Here is a 16,086-nt window from a genome sequence, read left to right as displayed (position 1 = left end):
CTTCCAGCCTGTGGCCGCCGTGGAGGAGCCGCCGAAGTCGCGGCGACGGGGCAGCATCCGCCGGATGCGCACAGGTTCCAGGTACGCGTGTCGACCGGCGAGGATCCCAGCACCGGCGAGCGGATCATCCTCACGGACAGCGTCCCGATCGAGCAGCCGGGCAACGCCCGCTCGGAGCGGGCGGCCCAGAAGGAGGCTGAGAAGCTCCGTACGCGCCTGCTGGCCGATGCCGACGACCTCGAGGTGGCTCGCACCCGCGCGACCGTCGGGGCGCTTCTGGACCGCTGGATGACCCAGCATGAGATCGACCCGAGGACCTGGATCTCAGCGCAGGCACCGTCCGGCTGGATGGGAATTACGTCCGAACTGCGGACGGGGATGCTGCTCAAGTACGGCGAGAGCTACCAAATGCGCCGGGTGCTATCGACGTCCCGACGGTCGGGCTGCTCCGAGCCCGCCGCCACGACTGCGCCGCTCGTCTGGCCCTGCTCGGCGCTGAGCTGACCGACCGAATGTGGCGGTTCTCCGCATCGCCGGACATGAGCCGCCCGCGCGACGCTCAGGGGCGCACGCGAATGACGGTCTTGCCCTTGCGCCGCTCTGTCGGGTTGAGCGCGGGGATGGCCTCGTCGAGGGTCGCGACGGTTCCGACGTGCGTGCGAAGCCGCCCATCTCGTACCCGGTCGACGATCTCCACCAGCTGACTCGGAACGGACTCGACGACGAAGTCGACCGCCAAGGCGTCGACAGGGCGAGTCTCGACAGGTCCGACCACCGACACCAGTGTCCCGCCGGGCCGGATGATGCTCGCCGAGCGCCTTTGGATCTCACCGCCGATGACATCGAAGACCAGGTCGACCCTGCCGATGTCGTCGAGATCCTCGTGATCGAGGGCGAGGAACTCGTTCGCGCCGAAGTCGAGCGCCGCCTGGCGGTCCGCCGCCCGACCGGTACCGATGACGTAGGCGCCGAACTCCCGGGCGAGCTGGGTCACCACAGATCCGACCGCGCCCGCGGCGCCGTGTGCGAGGACGCTCTGCCCCGCCCGAAGACGACCGTGCTGGAACAGGCCCTGCCACGCGGTCAGGCCGGAGATCGGCAGGCTCGCACCCACCGTGAAGTCGACGTTCCCCGGCAGCGGCGCAAGGTTGCGTGCCTCCACCGCCGCGTACTCGGCCAGCGTTCCGTCGCGGTGCCAGTCCGTGATCCCGAACACCCGCTGCCCCAGCGAGAGTCCCGTCGTGCCGTAGCCGAGGGATGAGACCACTCCCGCGAACTCATGGCCGATGATCGCCGGGACGCGATCGTGACCCGAGCGATCGACCCACGTCGAGGGCCACTCCCACTCTGCGGGGACGAAGCCCGACGCATGGACTTCAACGACGACGTCGTTGATCGCCGGCTTCGGCTCGGGCCGCTCCGCGAGCGTGATCCCGGCCGCTTCCGCTGCCTGATCCATCGCGACGATCGCCTTCATGGGTGCCTCCACATCTCATGGGCGCCGGCTCCGTGCGCCGCTTTTTTGGGCTCGTTAGCCCACTGATGGGAGTCAACACGGCACGATGTGGGCTGTCAAGCCCAATCTGGGTTATCGTGTGGGTCATGGACGCCGCCACGGAAGCCCGGGTGCCGCAGAAGCTCACGGCCAAGGGGCAGGCGACCCGAGCCCGCATCCTCGAGCACGCCGCGGAGCTGATCTACACCAAGGGCGTCCACGCGACGAACAACGAACAGCTCCGTCGCGCGGCCGGCGTCAGCGGGTCACAGCTCAACCACTACTTCCCGACCAAGGAGAGCCTTGTCCTCGCGGTCATCGAGTGGCAGGCCGAGCGCGTCCTCACGTTCCATCGCAGTGAGCGGTTCACCCACTTCGACAGCCTCGACTCGCTTCGGGAATGGGCGGGCTACTACATCGCCTACGAGCGCTCCTACCAGGAAGGCTGCAGCCTCGGGTCGCTCGCCAGCGAGATCATCAAGACCGACCTCGACGTTCGCACGGAACTCGCGAACGCGTTCGAGCAGTGGAGAGACATCTTCCGAGATGGACTCGAACGGATGCAGAAGTCCGGCCGCATCAGCAACGACGCGGATCCCACCCGACTGGCCTATCTCCTGCTCTCCGCCTTCCAGGGCGGCATGCTCCTGGCCCAGGTCGCCCGCGACATCGCTCCGCTGAAAAACGCCCTACAGGCAGCCATCGACCACGTCCAGACCTTCGCGATGCCCCCTGCTGCCGGCGTACACGAGGATGTCGACTGAGGCCCAGCGCAGCGGCCGGACCGGCCCGGCAAGCTCGACCCGAACAGGTTGCCACGGCCCGAGCCGCTCTCGCCGTCGGCCGAGCGGTCGAGCAACTCGCAGCGGCCTTCGGCGTCAGCCGGGCCACCTCTATCGACGTCGGGGTACTCGCGGGCACCGGGGGTCGCGCTCTCACACCGGGTCGGTCAGGGCGCGGCAGAGCGCCACGATCAGGTCCGTCTGGGTCACCATCCCGCGCAGCCGCCCGGCCGCGTCGACGATCACGGCGGCGTGGGCGCGCCCGTCGGTGAGGGCGCGGCTCAGCGCCAGCGCGGGCAGGTCCGCGGGGGCCGTCAGGGGCGGCGAGGCCAGCTCGCCGACGCAGGCGCCGGGGCGGACGAGCTCGCGGAGCCCGACCGTCCCGACCACCGTCTCGTCGGCGGCGAGCACCGGCAGGGTGCGTACGTCGTGCGCGAGCAGCAGGGCCCGCGCGGTGTCCGCGGTGTCGTGCACCTCCACCCGCACGACCTCGCGCGACATCACGTCGCCCGCGGTGGGCTCGCCGTGCCGCCGGACGAGGGCCTGGGTCTCGACCTCGCGGAGCAGGAGCCCGAGGTCCTCGCGGCTGATGTCGAACGCCTCGCCGACCTCGTCCAGGGCGCGGTCCACGTCCTCGGCGCGGAAGCGGCTGCGGCGCTCCGCGGGATCGGCCCGCCGCGTCCGGTGCGGATAGGCGTGGCCGGTGAAGCGGTGGAACAGCCACCCGAGCGTGACGAGGACGACCGAGTTCAGACCGACCGGGACGAAGGCGAACAGAGGGCCGGCGCCCGCGATCACGTTGCCGCCGATCACCGTCATCAGCGCGGCCGCCCCGCCGGGCGGGTGCAGGCAGCGGAGCAGCGACATCACCGCGATCGCCCCGGCCACGGCGAGGCCGGAGGCGAGGAACGGGTCGTCGACGAGGGCCAGCACGCCGAGCCCGACCAGCGTCGACAGCACGTTGCCGCCCACGACCGACCACGGCTGCGCGAGGGGGCTCGCGGGAACCGCGAACACGAGCACGGCCGACGCGCCGATCGGCGCCACGAGGTACGGGAGGGCCGCCGTGTGCCCCACGACGATCGCCCCGAGCAGTGCGGTGACGCAGAGCGCGGCGAGCGCCCCGCCGCAAGCGAACATCCGGTCGCGGAGGGTGGCTCCGGCGAGGATCGGGCGGAAGCGACCGACTCGACCCACTCGTGCACCGCCCTGCCCGTTCGTGCTGCCCCGTCCGTGCCGTCGGCCGGACGGCGACGGGGATCCGATGTTACGGAGAGATGACATCGCAGCTCACCATCGAACCGGCCCGGACCGTCCCGTCCGACCGGCCCCGCCCGACAGGAGGGCCCGGCCGGGGCCGGGACCTGGGCTTTCGGGCGTGGCGGGCGCACACTGGGTGTGCCGCACCACGGCGTGATCCCGCTGACAGCGGGTGGTGGCGGTGGATCTTCCGGGTGAGGGTGATCAGGGGGTACGGGCGATGGTCTCCAGGCAGCCGCCGGTCGAGCGGCACACGTGGACCGCGGCCGAGCAGGCCGAGCTGGACAGGCGGGCCCGGGCCCGCCGCCGCGTGCTCGGTCTCGCGGGGACGGACCGCACGCCCGGGCTCGACGTCGAGGGCGGGCCCGAGCTGGTCGAGGTGGTCGGGCCCGAGGCGGCCGGGATCCCCTCGCCCGCCGAGGAACCGGTCGTCGTGGAGGTCCCGGAGCCGCGCGCGCCGAGCTGACCGGCACGGGTGATCGGGGCGGCCTCCGGCCAGCGGTCGCGAAGGGCCCCGGGGTTCGTCATCCTCGGGGCATGGCGGACGACTCGGGCTTCTACAGCATCCGGTTCGGCGCGGACCCGGTGCAGCTCGCCTTCTTCCGGGCGGGGCTGGACCGCTGGCTCCAGGCGCTGGAGTGGCCCGAGGCCGAGCGCGTCGACGCGATCCTGGCCGTGAGCGAGGCCTGCACCAACGCGGTCAAGCACGCCTACGCCGGGGGCGTCCCCGGGGACGTCGAGGTCGTCGGCCGGCTGGTGGCCGGGCCCACGCACCGCCAGGTCGTCGTGACGGTGCGGGACGAGGGCGTGTGGCGCCCGGACCACGGCGAGAAGGGCTACGGGATGAGCGTCATGCGCGGCTGCATGGACCGGGTGTCGATCCGCCGGGACGACGCGGGCACCACCGTCACGCTGGTCAGCGTCCCCGTGCCGTTGCTCGGCGCCCCGGACGGCTCGGGGCTGGCCGCCGCCGAGTGAGGGGCCCGCTCAGGAGGCGCCGCGGAGGGCCCAGACGTCGCAGCCGTCGAACGCCGAGGTGCGGACCTGCTCGGCGTTGTCGCGCAACCAGCTCGCCAGCGGCCCGGTGAGCTGGCCGGGCACCGGGTTCACGAACCAGCGGGCCCCCTGCGCCTGCATGCCCGCGAGCCGGGCCGGGTCGTACTGGTCCGCGGCCAGCACCCAGCCGTACCGGTCGGCCCGGTAGAGGATCACCGGCTCCTGGTAGTTGTTCGCGACGCCGTCCATCGTCGTGGTGCTGTCCGTGCCGACGACCACGAGGTCCCCGGGCCGGGACACCGCCGCCAGCTGCGTGGCGCACGTGCCGAGGGCGCCGGCGTCGGGGTCGAACGACTGGCGGAAGACGTTGACCGACTGGGCGCCGAGCGCCAGCACGGTCAGCACCCCGAGCGCCGCGACCAGCCGCGGGCCGAGCCGGTCGCGCAGCAGCCGCTGCGCCGCGACGACGCCGATGCCGGTCGCGACCGCGGCGTAGGGCAGCGAGTAGACGTGGTACTGGATGCCGAGGTCGGAGCCGCTGTAGCGGCCGACCGCGAAGTAGTAGACGACGAGCGCGACCGCGCCGGCGAGCAGGAACGGCGCGGCCGGTGCCCCGCGGCGGAGCCGCCACAGCCACACCGCGCCGAGCAGTGCGAACGGCACCCCGACCACGCCGTAGATGAACAGCACCTCGCTGCGGAGGTTGCCGAGGTAGAAGTCGGCGCCCAGCCACATGGCGAGGTTGCCGAACTTGTCGTCGCCCCCGGAGATCACGCCGAAGGTGTTCCCGTAGGTCTCGTAGAGGCCCGAGGCGTGCCGCAGCCACAGCGCGGGCAGCACGAGCGCGGCGAGCCCGGCCAGGTAGACCGAGGGCCGGCGCAACCGGTCGCGCGCCGCGAGCAGCAGCCACAGCGCCATCACGAGCCCGACGTGCAACGAGGTCGGCTTGGCCAGCCCGGCCAGTGAGACCGCTCCGGCCGCCGCCACCAGCCACCCCGGCCGGTCCTCCTGCAGCCAGCGGCAGAAGGCCAGCAGGGCCAGCAGCGTGAACGCCAGGACGGTGGCCTCGGGCATGAAGGCCGTGCCCCACCGCATGAACGCCGGTGAGACGGCCCAGGCGATCAGCGCCCACCGGGCGGCCGTGGGCGGCAGGATCCGCTTCGCGAGGCCCCAGAAGGCCGCGGTGGCGAGCAGCATGAAGGCCAGCGACACCAGCCGGCCGAGGAACTCGTGGTCGCCGAAGAGCGTGTACAGGATGCCGGTGAGCCACGGCATGATCGGCAGCTCGGACTCGACGTAGCCGGGCCCGTTCCCGCCCCAGTTGATCTGGGGCATGAACAGGTTCAGGCCGTGCTCGGCGTAGTTGCGCGCCATCGACGCGGTGTCCGACTGGCGCCAGATGTCGCCGGGGTAGGTCAGCGGGCCGAAGGCACGCACCACCGACAGGACCGTGACGACCCCGAGCACGAGCACGGCGACGCGACCGAGCAGATCCGGCCGCGGGCGCTCGGGAGCCACGGCCGTCGGGGGCCGGTCGATGTCGAGCTGCACCCGTCACATCGTGCACACGTCCCCTGTGGCCAACCTGAGGACCCCTCGGTTCGTCCGCTCGGAGTCGACGGATGCGTGGCGCGGCATAAGATCGGTGTCGACTCCCCACCGTCGGATCCCGCAGCGAGGAGGGTCCGGGCTTGTCCGTGCTCCGTCCCGAGATCGCCCAGTCCTGGCATCGCATCGAGTCCTGCGGGCTGGACCCCGCCGCCTGCATCGACGTCGGCGCGGTCGTCGAGCCCGATCCCGGCACGCGCCTGCGCCGCGCGGCGGGCCCGGTGCTCACCGCGCTCGAGGGGCACCTGCGCGGGTCCCGGTTCGCCCTCGTCCTGGCCGACCGGGAGACCCGGCTGGTCGACATCCGCTTCGGCTCGCCCGAGCTGGAGCCGGTGCTGCAGTCCGTCGGGGTCGTGCCGGGCCAGCTGTTCACCGAGCAGGTCAGCGGCACCAACTCGGTGGCCACGGTCGCCGAGCTGCGGCGCGGGATCGCCGTCGTCGGGGCGGAGCACTACCTGGAGTCGCTGAAGCGGTTCGCCTGCTACGGGGTGCCGATCCGGGACCCGCTGACCGGGCGGCACGCCGGCGTCCTCGACATCACCTGCCTGACCGCCGACGCGAGCCCGCTGCTGCGGCCCTTCCTGCTCGGCGCCGCCCAGCAGATCGCCGACGGGATGCTGGCCGAGGCCCGTGGTTCGCACCGCCGGGTGCTCGCGGCGTTCGAGGCGGCGCGGCTGCGGGCGGCGGGGCCGCTGGTGGCGTTCGGGCCCGACCTCGTGCTGACCAACGACGCCGCGGCGGACCTGCTGCAGCCGGTCGACCACGCCGCGCTGCAGGCCCTGCGGCACGGCCGGCCGGGGGCGGTGCACACCGAGGTCGAGCTGGCGTCGGGCCGGCGGATGGTCGCCCGCGTCGAGCCGGTCGGCGGCGGGGGCTTCCTCGTGGAGCTGGAGCGGCCGGAGCGGCCCTCGGTGGTGCGCGTGGCGGTGCCCGTGCCGGACCGGGACTGGCACGCCGAGCTGCGGCCGCGGATCCTGCGCTACCGCGCGGAGCAGGCGAACGTGCTGGTCCTCGGCGAGCCGGGCACGGGCCGGACGACGGTCGCGACCCAGCTCGCGGGCGCGGGACCGGTCGCGGTGCTGGCCGGCGCCCTCGTCACGGTGGCGGAGACGCACGTGCCGCTGGCCGAGGCGACCGGCGGGGGCACCCTGCTGGTCGAGGACGCCCACCTGCTGGCCCCGGCGGTCGCGGCGCACCTCGGGCACGAGGCGGACCGGCGGGGCGTGCGGCTCGTGCTGACGGCAGGCCTCGACGGCCTGCCGCCCGGGGAGACGGCCGCGTTCGGGGCCCGATGTCCGGTCCGCCTCGAGCTGCCCACCGTCCGCAGCCGGCGCGACCGGATCCCGGCCCTCGCCGGCGCGCTGCTGCGTGAGCGCGCCGGCGGCGCCGTCCGGTTCACCACCGGAGCGCTCCGGACCCTCGCCGCACACGACTGGCCGGGGAACCTGCGGGAACTCGCCACGGTCGTCGGGTACGTCGCCGGGCGGCGCTCGGCGGGCGACCTCACCGAGGCCGACCTGCCGCCGGGCTACCGGGAGGGGCCGCGCGAACCGGTCCCGGGCGCCCTGTGGCAGGCGGAGCGGGACGCGATCGTCCGCTGCCTGGAGAGCTGCGGGGGCAACAAGGTGCACGCCGCCCGCCGGCTCGGGATCAGCCGCACCACGCTCTACCGCCGGATCCGCGAGCTGCACATCGACCCGGAGGCGCTGCGCGAGCGGCCGGCCTGAGGCTCTGTTCGACGGGCGGGTCCGCAAGCTCCCCCGCCGGGGCGGGACCGGTCGTTTCCGGTCCCGCCGCGGCGGATCGGGTGTCCGGGACTCAGTGCTCGTGGACGAGCACGCCGCGGACGTTCTTGCCGTTGAGCAGGTCGTCGTAGCCCTCGTTGACCTGCTCGAGGGTGTACGTCTTGGTGATCAGCTCGTCGAGCTTGAGGTCCCCGGACTGGTACAGGCCCAGGATCTTCGGGATGTCGGTGGTCGGGTTGCAGTCGCCGAAGAGCGACCCCTTCACCGTCTTCTTGAACAGCGTAAAGATCGAGCCGGGCAGGTTGACGTTCTGCGCCGACAGCTTGTTCAGGCCGGTCAGCACCACGGTGCCGCCCTTGCCGATCGCGTCGAACGCGCCGGTCACGATCTCCTCGGTGACGATGCCCGCGGTCACGACGGCCTTGTCGGCGCCGTTGCCGTTGGTCATCTGGCGGGCGAGGTCGGCCGCCTCCTCGATGGAGCCGACGGCGTGGGTGGCGCCGAGCTCCATCGCCTTCTCGCGCTTGTTCTGCAGCGGGTCGACGGCGATGAGGTTCTTCGCGCCGGCGTAGCGGGCGCCCTGCACGGCGTTGATGCCGATGCCGCCCACACCGGAGACGATCACGGTCTCGCCCGGCTTGACGTCGGCGGCGTTGACCGCCGAGCCCCATCCGGTGGGCACGCCGCAGCCGACGAGGACGGCCTTGTCGAGCGGCAGGTCGTCGTCGACCTTGACCACCGAGTTCTGGTGGATGGTGGAGTACTGGGAGAAGGTGCCCAGCATGCACATCGCGCCGTAGTTGCCCTTGGGGCCGGTGAACGGGAAGCGCTCGCCGGGCAGGTAGCCCTCGAGGATGGTGGCGCCCATGTCGCAGATGGCCTGCTGGCCGGTGGCGCACCAGCGGCAGGTGCCGCAGTTCGGGATGAAGGAGCACACGACGTGGTCGCCCGGCTTGACGCGGGTGACGCCGGGGCCGACCTCCTCGATGATGCCGGCGCCCTCGTGGCCGAGCACCATCGGCAGGCGGGCCTCGAGGTCGCCGTGCGAGATGTGCACGTCGGAGTGGCACAGCCCGGCGTGGGTGTAGCGGATCAGGACCTCGCCGTCCTTCGGGCCGTCGAGCTCCAGCTCCTCGATCTCGATCGGCTTGCCGGTCTCGTAGACGACCGCGGCCTTGGTCTTCATGCGGGGATCGACTCCTTCGTCGTTCTCGGGGAGGCTGCTGCTGCCGCCACCCTCCCGGAGCCTTCCCCCTCCGAGGTGTTTCATGTTTGGACACCGGCGTAGGACACCCTGTCCGGGTGACCCTCGTTGCACTCGACCTGCCGACGCCCGCCGAGATGCGCGGCCGCTGGGCCGCCTTCGCCGCGATCTGCGCCACCCGCGGGTGGGGGAGCTCCTGCTTCGCCGAGCCCGGCGCGGCGGCAACTGGGCCGACCTGCACCCGCTCGGCGACCGGGCGGTCCTGATCGGCAACGACCACGAGTACTCCGACACCTACTTCCGCACGGCGGCGGAGTACTTCGGCGAGCCCGAGACCGACCCGCTCGCCGGCGCCCCGGACTGGTGGGCCCCGCCGGCGGAGGCCTCGATGGCCGCCGGGGAGTGGGTGGGTTTCGTCTACGGGTTCGACGGTGGGTGGTCCCGCGCCCCCTACGAGAGGTCCGACGGGTTCACCGGCGTCGGGCTGCCCGCGCTGAGCGACGACGCCTGCCGCGACCTCGTCGTGGAGTTCTGCGAGAACGAGGTCGACGGCGCGGTGTCGCCCGCCGCGGTCGCGGCCCTGCTCGCCGCGGACGGCCGGATCACCGAGGCGATGATCCGGGCCGTCGCGGACGTGCCGGGCTGGGACCCGGCGAAGGGGGTCGCGGCGGCGGCCGCATTCCGCCAGCCCCAGTAGTTTCGTGCGGCCTAGTAGGCGCCGGCGACCTGCCGGGTGGTCGCGTTGAGCCGGTTCCACAGGTTGATGTTCGCGATCGAGAGGATCAGCGCGCCGAGCTGCTGCTCGTCGTAGTGCGCGGCCGCCTCCTCGAACACCTCGTCCGGCACCGGGTCGGCGCGGTCGGCCAGCCGGGTCACGGCCTCGGTCAGGGCCAGCGCCGCCCGTTCCTCGTCGGTGAAGAAAGGGGCGTCGCGCCAGCCGGCCACGGTGTCGATGCGCTCGTCGGACTCGCCGGCCTTGCGCAGGGCGCGGGCGTGCATGTGCAGGCACACCGCGCAGCCGTTGATCTGGCTGGCGCGCAGGTGGACCAGCTCCAGGACGGTCTCCGGGATGCCGGTCGCCTTCTCCGCCTCGCCGAGCGCCAGCAGGGCCTGCAGGGCACCGGGGACGACCATGGCGGGGTTGGTCATGCGTGAGGACATGTCGGTCTCCTTCCGTCCCGCCGTCACATCGGCGGGTTCTCGTGGGTCACCACCTCGACACGCGCCGACGGGAGGATGTGACGGATGGATCCGGTGGCTGACTTCGAGGAGCACCGGCCGTACCTGCGGCAGGTGGCGTACCGGGTGCTGGGCTCGCTCAGCGAGGCCGACGACGCCGTGCAGGAGGCCTGGATCCGCCTGCACCGCTCGGACCCGGCGCACGTGGACAACCCGCGGGCCTGGCTGACCACGGTCGTCGCCCGGGTGGCGCTCAACCAGCTGCGGGCCCGCCAGACTCGCCGCGAGCAGCCCTTCCCGGACCACCTGCCGGACCCGATCGTCCGCCGCGACGACGCCGCGGACCCCGAGTACGGCGCCGAGCTCGCGGACTCGGTCGGGCTCGCGCTGCTGGTCGTGCTGGAGACCCTCGCGCCGGACGAGCGGCTGGCCTTCGTGCTGCACGACATGTTCGGGCTGCCGTTCGACGAGATCGCGCCTCTCGTCGAGCGCACCCCGGCCGCGGCCCGCCAGCTCGCCAGCCGCGCCCGCCGCCGGGTCCGCGGGGCCGAGCCGGCGTTGCGGCCGGACCGCGGCGCGCGCCGCGAGGTGGTCGACGCGTTCCTGGCCGCGGCGCGCGAGGGGGACATCGAGGGCCTGGTCGCGGTCCTCGACCCGGACGTCGTGCTGCGTGCCGACACGGGCGACGGGCTGCGCGCGGTGCACGGGGCGCGGGCGGTGGCCGGCCAGGCGGCGGCCTACCGCAGCGAGGACCAGGTCCGGCACCCGGTGCTGGTCAACGGCGAGCCGGGGGTGCTCGGGACGCTCGACGGCCGCCCGGTCGCGCTGCTGGCGTTCACCGTCGTCGACGGCCGGATCACGGAGATCGACATCCTGGCCGACCGCGGGCGTCTCGCCGGGCTCGACCCGGAGCTTCTCCGCTGACCGGCGGGTGGTGCGAAACCGGACAGGCCGCTACGTTCCGGGGCCACGGCAGCGCTGCCCCGGAGGCGACCATGTACCTCACCCAGGCCCTGCACCGGGCGGCCCAGCAGACCCCGGACCTCCCGGCCACGATCGCCGGGGACCGGGTACGGACCTGGGCGGAGTCCATCGACCGGGTGGCGCGGCTCGCCGCCGGCCTGCGCGACCTGGGCTGCGGGCCGGGGGACCGGGTCGCGATGCTGTCGCTGAACTCGGACCGCTACCACGAGTACCTGTTCGCCGTGCCGTGGGCGGACGGCGTGCTCGCCCCGGTCAACGTGCGCTGGAGCGCGGCCGAGATCGCCTTCTCGCTGCGCGACGCCGGTGTGCGGATCCTGCTGGTCGACGAGACCTTCGCGGGCCTGCTGCCCGCCCTGCGCGCGGAGACCCCGGACCTGCGCCGCGTCGTCTGGTGCGGCGACGGCCCGGCGCCCGAGGGGACCGTCGCGCACGAGGTGCTGGTCGCGGGGCACGAACCGGTCGAGGACGCGCGCCGGGGCGGCGACGCGCCCGCCGGGATCTGGTACACGGGCGGCACCACCGGCACGCCCAAGGGCGTGGTGCTCAGCCACACCAACCTGCTCGCGTCGGCGCTCGGGTCGCTCGCGTCCGGGGCGCTGGCCACGCCGGGCGGGCGCCTGCTGCACGCCGCGCCGATGTTCCACCTCGCCGACGGTGCCGCCTGGGTCGCCCGCAACGTCGTCGGCGGCACCCACGTGATCGTCCCGTCGTTCACCCCGGGCGGGGTCGCCGAGGCGATCGCGAGGCACGGCGTCACCGACCTGCTGCTGGTCCCGACGATGATCCAGATGCTGGTCGACCCGCCCGAGACCGCCGACGCCGATCTCTCCTCCGTCCGCCGGCTCACCTACGGCGCCTCGCCGATCTCCGAGGCGGTGCTGCAGCGGGCCGCGAAGCGGATGCCGACCGCCGAGTTCGTGCAGGCCTACGGCATGACCGAGCTCTCGCCCGTCGCCACCCTGCTGCTGCCCGAGGACCACGCGACCGACCGGCTGCGGCGCTCGGCCGGCCGGGCCGCGCCGCACGCCGAGGTCCGGATCGTCGACGCCGAGGACCGCGAGGTGCCGCGCGGGACCGTCGGGGAGATCGCGGTGCGGGGTCCGCACGTGATGCTCGGCTACTGGAACCGGCCCGACGAGACCGCCGCGGCCGTCCGCGACGGGTGGATGCACACCGGCGACGGCGGCTGGATGGACCCGGAGGGCTACGTCTTCGTCGTCGACCGGCTCAAGGACATGATCGTGACCGGCGGCGAGAACGTGTACTCGGCCGAGGTGGAGAACGCCCTCGCGGGGCACCCGGCCGTCGCCGCCTGCGCGGTCATCGGGGTGCCGGACGACGAGTGGGGCGAGCGGGTGCACGCCGTGGTCGTCCGGGCGCCGGGGAGCGACCCCGATCCCGCCGAGCTGCGCGACCACGTCAAGGGCCTCATCGCCGGGTACAAGGCCCCGCGGTCCGTGGAGTTCGTCGAGGTCCTGCCGCTGTCCGGTGCGGGCAAGGTGCTCAAGCGGGAGTTGCGGGCGCAGCACTGGGCCGGGACCGATCGGGACGTCTCGTAACCGGTTCAGGTCCGGCCGATCCGGCATTTCGTCACCCGGATGTCACATCCAGCGCTTGACGCAGCGGCTCGTACCGGTAATCGTCAGTGTTCGGACTATCTCGGGAGCCGAGGCCGGAGGAGCCATGGACCAGAACCTGTTCAACGAGATCTGCCTGCAGCAGCTGACCCTCTCGGCGGTGCACGAGGGCGAGACGGTGGCGGTGCTGACCCGCGGGAACGAGCGCGCCGAGTACGCCGACGCGTTCCTGTGGGCGATCGGCAAGCTGGGCGCGCAGGGCTTCCACCTGCGGCTGCCCGCACCGACGAGCGCGTCGGGGGCGTGGGCGGTCGGCGACTCCGGGTTGGCGGACAACCGGCTGGCGGTGGAGGCGCTCAAGAGCGTCGACATGGTCGTGGACTGCACGTTCCTGCTGTTCAGCCCGGAGCAGTTCGAGATCCAGGCCGCCGGGACGCGGATCCTGACCGCGGTGGAGCCGGCCCCGCTGCTGGCCCGGCTGATGCCGACAATGGAGCTGCGGGAACGCGTGGAGATCGGCGCGGAGCTGCTGGCCAAGGCGCAGACCATGCGGATCACCAGCCCGCACGGCACCGACGTGACCTACAAGCTCGGCGTCTACCCGACGATGAGCGAGTACGGCTACACCGACCAGCCCGGCCGCTGGGACCACTGGCCGGCCGCGTTCGTGTTCACCGGCGGCGCCGACGACGGCGTCGACGGGAAGATCGTCCTCGCCCCCGGGGACGTGCTGCTGCCGTTCAACACCTACGTCCAGACCCCGGTGGAGATCACCATCGAGGAGGGGTTCATCCGCGACATCCGCGGCGGCGCCGGCTCCTCGGGCCTGGACGCGGACCTGCTCTCCTCCTACATCGAGAGCTTCGACGACCCGCGCGGCTACGGCATGAGCCACGTCGGCTGGGGCCTCGACGAGCGCGCGCACTGGCACGGGCTGACCCAGTTCGGCGGCGGCATGGGCATGGAGCTGCGCAGCTTCTACGGCAACGTCATGTTCTCCATCGGCCCGAACAACGAGCTCGGCGGGCCCAACGACACCGCGTGCCACTTCGACATCCCGATGCGCGGCAACAGCCTCTACCTCGACGACGAGCTGATCGTCGACGCCGGCGAGCTCACCGTCCCGGAGATGCGCCCGGTGGAGCAGCGATGACCGACCACCACATCGGGATGATCGTCCCGAGCTCGAACCTCACGATGGAGACCGAGCTGCCGCGGATGCTGCGCGCCCGCGAGGAGGTCGACCCGGCCAACCGGTTCGTCTTCCACTCCGCGCGGGCCCGGATGCAGCACGTCACGCCGGAGCAGCTGCGCGCGATGAACGCGCAGGCCGAGCGGGCGGCGACCGAGCTGGCCGACGCCCGCCCGGACGTCGTCGCCACGGCCTGCCTGGTCGCGATCATGGCCCAGGGGCCCGGCTACCACTGCACCGCCGAGGACTCGATCACCGCGGCGCTGCGGGCCGAGGGCGCGCAGGCCCCGGTGATCTCCTCGGCCGGGGCGCTGCTCGACGGCATCGCCGCCCTGGGCGTGTCCCGGGTCGCGATCATCACGCCCTACATGAAGCCGCTGACCCAGGCCGTGGTCGAGTACCTGGAGGCGGCCGGCGTCGAGGTGGTCGACTCGCTGTCGCTGGAGGTGCCGGACAACCTCGCCGTCGCCCGGCTGGACCCGGCCGACCTGCGGAAACATCGCCACGAGCTGGACCTGTCCCGCGCCGAGGCGCTGGTGCTGAGCTGCTGCGTCCAGATGCCGTCCCTGCCCTCGATCCAGCCGGTCGAGGACGAGATCGGCATCCCGGTGCTCTCCGCGGCCACCGCGACCACCTACCGGATCCTGCAGGAGCTGGGCCTCCCACCCGAGGTCCCGAACGCCGGTCGCCTCCTGGCCCCGTGAGTGCCCACTGCCCCTCTAGGGGCAGTTGCCACTCACGACCTCGGGTGACCTGGGCGAACGGGGTTCGGGCGTCTCACCAGGCGACGGGCAGGGCGTCGAGGCCGCCGGTGAGCAGGTCGGACCGCAACGGCAGCGCCTCGACCGGGCGGTCCAGGCGCAGCCCGGGGAAGCGGGCCGGGAGCGCCGTGAACACGGCCTGCAGCTCCACCCGAGCGAGGCTCGCGCCGATGCAGTAGCGCGGTCCATGACCGAAGGAGAGGTGGCTGCGGGCGTCGGCGCGGCCCGGGTCGAAGCGCTCGGGCTCGGCGAACGCGTCCGGGTCCCGGTTGGCGGCCGCGGGGGCGAGGACCACGCAGTCGCCGGTCCGGATCGTCACACCGCCGATCTCGACGTCCGCGTGCGCGTAGCGGGGCAGCCCGCTGCCGCCCGGCGCGGCCAGCCGCAGGACCTCCTCGACGGTGTCGGGCACCAGCGAGGGATCGGCGGCCAGCGCGGCCCAGTGCCCGGGATGCTGCAGCAGGAGCACCGTGCCGACGTCGATGCGGGTCACCGTGGTCTCGTGGCCGGCGAAGAGCAGGGCCGCGGCCAGGGCGGCGCTCTGCCAGTCGTGCTCCGGGCCGGACGCGGCGAGGTCGCTGAGCACGTCCTCGCCCGGCTCCTCGCGCTTGCGCGCCACCAGGCCGTAGACGTAGCCGACCAGGGCCTGGAGGGACTGCTGGGCGGCCTCGCGGTCGTCGAGCCGCCCCGCGCCCTCCGACCAGGCGCGGAACCGGGTCCGGTCCTCGTACGGCACCCCGAGCAGCTCGCAGATGACGAGGATCGGCACCGGCAGCGCGAGGTGTTCGTGCAGGTCGGCGGGTGAGCCGGCGGCCTCGAGGGCGTCGAGCGCCCGCCCGACGAGCTCGTCGACGTGCTCCCGCAGGCGCAGCATCCGGCGGGCGGAGAAGGCCGGGGCGAGGAGGCGGCGCATCAACGCGTGCTGCTCGCGTTCGGTCTCGGGGTCGCCCATCATCGGCCCGCCCAGGATCGCCGAGCCGGACACCCGGGAGGCGCGCTCGGGGTGGGGATGGGACCGGCCCAGGCGCGGGTCGGCGAAGAGCGTGCGGCACTCGGCGTGCCCCGTGACCAGCCACGCGGGGTCGCCGGTCGCGGTGCGCACCACGCAGATCGGGGTGCGCTCGCGCAGCTCGGCGTAGAGCGGCGCGATGTCCAGCACGCCAGGGCGGGCGAAGGGCAGCTGCGGTGTCGCGATGGTCATCGGTCCTCCGTAAGGTTGTTGATGTTCGGGACGAGGTGTTCCGGACGCCCGCGACGGCAGGGTGTGGCTGATCGGTTCTTGTCGTTGGTGGCTTCTGAGGAG

Annotated in this window: 16 protein-coding genes; 10 read left to right on the top strand and 6 right to left on the bottom strand. The window is 73.2% G+C overall.

Going from position 1 to position 16,086, the window contains the following annotated elements; all coding sequences use genetic code 11:
• The first annotated feature begins 87 nt into the window (after nt 1-87).
• Nucleotides 88-504: a hypothetical protein gene (locus tag PKE99_RS00080; protein WP_037042329.1), complete on the top strand. Its 417-nt coding sequence runs from the start codon at nt 88-90 to the stop codon at nt 502-504.
• A gap of 55 nt (nt 505-559) precedes the next feature.
• On the opposite strand, the gene PKE99_RS00075 is transcribed toward PKE99_RS00080, so the two are convergent.
• Entirely contained in the window at nt 560-1,477 is a 918-nt protein-coding gene (locus PKE99_RS00075) for an NADP-dependent oxidoreductase (protein WP_037042331.1), read from the bottom strand.
• A gap of 125 nt (nt 1,478-1,602) precedes the next feature.
• Between PKE99_RS00075 and PKE99_RS00070 the strand changes: the two genes are divergently transcribed.
• Nucleotides 1,603-2,259 carry a TetR/AcrR family transcriptional regulator gene (locus PKE99_RS00070; protein ID WP_037042623.1) on the top strand — a complete coding sequence of 219 codons (657 nt, stop codon included), beginning with the start codon at nt 1,603-1,605 and terminating at the stop codon, nt 2,257-2,259.
• A 171-nt stretch (nt 2,260-2,430) separates the two neighbouring features.
• Here the strand turns inward: PKE99_RS00070 and PKE99_RS00065 are convergent, their stop codons facing one another.
• Entirely contained in the window at nt 2,431-3,474 is a 1,044-nt protein-coding gene (locus PKE99_RS00065; RefSeq protein ID WP_037042333.1) for an HPP family protein, read from the bottom strand.
• A gap of 283 nt (nt 3,475-3,757) precedes the next feature.
• Here PKE99_RS00065 and PKE99_RS00060 point away from each other — a divergent pair, with 283 nt between their 5' ends.
• Both PKE99_RS00060 and PKE99_RS00055 read left to right on the top strand, forming a co-directional pair.
• The gene (locus tag PKE99_RS00060) at nt 3,758-4,003 is read left to right on the top strand and encodes a hypothetical protein (protein ID WP_037042335.1); all 246 of its coding nucleotides are present in this window, start codon (nt 3,758-3,760) and stop codon (nt 4,001-4,003) included.
• A 71-nt stretch (nt 4,004-4,074) separates the two neighbouring features.
• On the top strand, nt 4,075-4,515 hold the full coding sequence (locus PKE99_RS00055) for an ATP-binding protein (RefSeq protein ID WP_051736999.1): 441 nt from the start codon (nt 4,075-4,077) through the stop codon (nt 4,513-4,515).
• 9 nt (nt 4,516-4,524) lie between these two features.
• Here PKE99_RS00055 and PKE99_RS00050 read toward each other — a convergent pair whose 3' ends face one another.
• A complete protein-coding gene (locus PKE99_RS00050; RefSeq protein WP_051737000.1) occupies nt 4,525-6,084 on the bottom strand; it encodes an ArnT family glycosyltransferase in 1,560 nt (519 codons plus the stop codon).
• Nucleotides 6,085-6,230: 146 nt separating this feature from the next.
• Between PKE99_RS00050 and PKE99_RS00045 the strand changes: the two genes are divergently transcribed.
• Nucleotides 6,231-7,868: a sigma-54-dependent Fis family transcriptional regulator gene (locus PKE99_RS00045; RefSeq protein ID WP_037042339.1), complete on the top strand. Its 1,638-nt coding sequence runs from the start codon at nt 6,231-6,233 to the stop codon at nt 7,866-7,868.
• A gap of 91 nt (nt 7,869-7,959) precedes the next feature.
• On the opposite strand, the gene PKE99_RS00040 is transcribed toward PKE99_RS00045, so the two are convergent.
• Nucleotides 7,960-9,072 (bottom strand): NDMA-dependent alcohol dehydrogenase, encoded by a 1,113-nt coding sequence (locus PKE99_RS00040; protein WP_037042341.1) that lies wholly within the window; start codon nt 9,070-9,072, stop codon nt 7,960-7,962.
• Nucleotides 9,073-9,274: 202 nt separating this feature from the next.
• Here PKE99_RS00040 and PKE99_RS00035 point away from each other — a divergent pair, with 202 nt between their 5' ends.
• Nucleotides 9,275-9,787 (top strand): hypothetical protein, encoded by a 513-nt coding sequence (locus PKE99_RS00035; RefSeq protein ID WP_051737001.1) that lies wholly within the window; start codon nt 9,275-9,277, stop codon nt 9,785-9,787.
• An 11-nt stretch (nt 9,788-9,798) separates the two neighbouring features.
• Here PKE99_RS00035 and PKE99_RS00030 read toward each other — a convergent pair whose 3' ends face one another.
• Nucleotides 9,799-10,251: a carboxymuconolactone decarboxylase family protein gene (locus PKE99_RS00030; RefSeq protein ID WP_037042628.1), complete on the bottom strand. Its 453-nt coding sequence runs from the start codon at nt 10,249-10,251 to the stop codon at nt 9,799-9,801.
• 84 nt (nt 10,252-10,335) lie between these two features.
• Here PKE99_RS00030 and PKE99_RS00025 point away from each other — a divergent pair, with 84 nt between their 5' ends.
• From PKE99_RS00025 to PKE99_RS00010, 4 genes are all read left to right on the top strand, one after another.
• Nucleotides 10,336-11,193, top strand: coding sequence for a sigma-70 family RNA polymerase sigma factor (locus tag PKE99_RS00025; RefSeq protein WP_037042342.1), 858 nt, complete (start codon nt 10,336-10,338; stop codon nt 11,191-11,193).
• Between the two features lie 71 nt (nt 11,194-11,264).
• The gene (locus tag PKE99_RS00020; RefSeq protein WP_037042344.1) at nt 11,265-12,812 is read left to right on the top strand and encodes an acyl-CoA synthetase; all 1,548 of its coding nucleotides are present in this window, start codon (nt 11,265-11,267) and stop codon (nt 12,810-12,812) included.
• Between the two features lie 124 nt (nt 12,813-12,936).
• On the top strand, nt 12,937-13,983 hold the full coding sequence (locus tag PKE99_RS00015) for a 2,5-dihydroxypyridine 5,6-dioxygenase NicX family protein (protein WP_271214829.1): 1,047 nt from the start codon (nt 12,937-12,939) through the stop codon (nt 13,981-13,983).
• Entirely contained in the window at nt 13,980-14,726 is a 747-nt protein-coding gene (locus tag PKE99_RS00010) for a maleate cis-trans isomerase family protein (protein WP_037054712.1), read from the top strand. Before PKE99_RS00015 ends, PKE99_RS00010 begins: the two co-directional genes overlap by 4 nt.
• 73 nt (nt 14,727-14,799) lie before the next feature.
• Here the strand turns inward: PKE99_RS00010 and PKE99_RS00005 are convergent, their stop codons facing one another.
• Nucleotides 14,800-15,984: a cytochrome P450 gene (locus tag PKE99_RS00005; RefSeq protein ID WP_037054710.1), complete on the bottom strand. Its 1,185-nt coding sequence runs from the start codon at nt 15,982-15,984 to the stop codon at nt 14,800-14,802.
• Nucleotides 15,985-16,086: the final 102 nt, after the last annotated feature.

The organism is Pseudonocardia halophobica (genome assembly GCF_027922425.1).
In the GTDB taxonomy this organism is placed as follows: Bacteria; Actinomycetota; Actinomycetes; order Mycobacteriales; family Pseudonocardiaceae; genus Pseudonocardia; species Pseudonocardia halophobica.
The sequence above is the reverse complement of the archived record's forward strand: the minus strand, read 5'-3'. Positions and strand labels throughout refer to the sequence as shown.

Coding starts and splice junctions, on each gene's coding strand:
- PKE99_RS00025 (WP_037042342.1), top strand. CDS start 10,336: ATGGATCCGGTGGCTGACTTCGAGGAGCACCGGCCGTACCTGCGGCAG.
- PKE99_RS00020 (WP_037042344.1), top strand. CDS start 11,265: ATGTACCTCACCCAGGCCCTGCACCGGGCGGCCCAGCAGACCCCGGAC.
- PKE99_RS00055 (WP_051736999.1), top strand. CDS start 4,075: ATGGCGGACGACTCGGGCTTCTACAGCATCCGGTTCGGCGCGGACCCG.
- PKE99_RS00040 (WP_037042341.1), bottom strand. CDS start 9,072: ATGAAGACCAAGGCCGCGGTCGTCTACGAGACCGGCAAGCCGATCGAG.
- PKE99_RS00010 (WP_037054712.1), top strand. CDS start 13,980: ATGACCGACCACCACATCGGGATGATCGTCCCGAGCTCGAACCTCACG.
- PKE99_RS00060 (WP_037042335.1), top strand. CDS start 3,758: ATGGTCTCCAGGCAGCCGCCGGTCGAGCGGCACACGTGGACCGCGGCC.
- PKE99_RS00070 (WP_037042623.1), top strand. CDS start 1,603: ATGGACGCCGCCACGGAAGCCCGGGTGCCGCAGAAGCTCACGGCCAAG.
- PKE99_RS00015 (WP_271214829.1), top strand. CDS start 12,937: ATGGACCAGAACCTGTTCAACGAGATCTGCCTGCAGCAGCTGACCCTC.
- PKE99_RS00005 (WP_037054710.1), bottom strand. CDS start 15,984: ATGACCATCGCGACACCGCAGCTGCCCTTCGCCCGCCCTGGCGTGCTG.
- PKE99_RS00030 (WP_037042628.1), bottom strand. CDS start 10,251: ATGTCCTCACGCATGACCAACCCCGCCATGGTCGTCCCCGGTGCCCTG.
- PKE99_RS00075 (WP_037042331.1), bottom strand. CDS start 1,477: ATGAAGGCGATCGTCGCGATGGATCAGGCAGCGGAAGCGGCCGGGATC.